This is a genomic window from Tessaracoccus sp. OH4464_COT-324, assembly GCF_003932855.1.
Taxonomy (GTDB): Bacteria; Actinomycetota; Actinomycetes; order Propionibacteriales; family Propionibacteriaceae; genus Arachnia.
This window is the reverse complement of record NZ_RQYZ01000182.1, coordinates 1-311: the sequence shown is the minus strand read 5'-3', so window position 1 is coordinate 311 and position 311 is coordinate 1. Positions and strand designations below refer to the sequence as shown.

Genomic DNA, 311 nt, shown 5'->3' with positions numbered 1-311 from the left:
GGGCATTTTACGCCTCGATAACAGCACTGTCCACAAAACTACTTTTCTGTACGAGATAAAATTATTTCACTCTAACACCAAAATGGTTTCCGACCTTCCTTTCATTTCCTTACAATAAGGGCAAATCGGAAATACGTTTTTGAGCTACAACCATAACAGAACTGCCTCCACCATCTAAATTGATTGCTTTCGTTAGTTTTAATTCAGTAGCAAGATCGGCGAGTTCATCTAAAGTCATGCCACGATAAGTAAGTTGTCTGCCCTCTACCACGACTAAATAAAGTAAGTTCTGGCCTTCATCTAAACCAGCC

General features: G+C 39.9%; 1 protein-coding gene. It reads right to left on the bottom strand.

Translation table 11 applies throughout. The features are described 5' to 3' along the window. Positions 1-109 precede the first annotated feature (109 nt). Positions 110-311: phosphodiester glycosidase family protein (locus EII42_RS12695; protein WP_148098076.1), on the bottom strand; the 202-nt coding region annotated here is incomplete at its 5' end.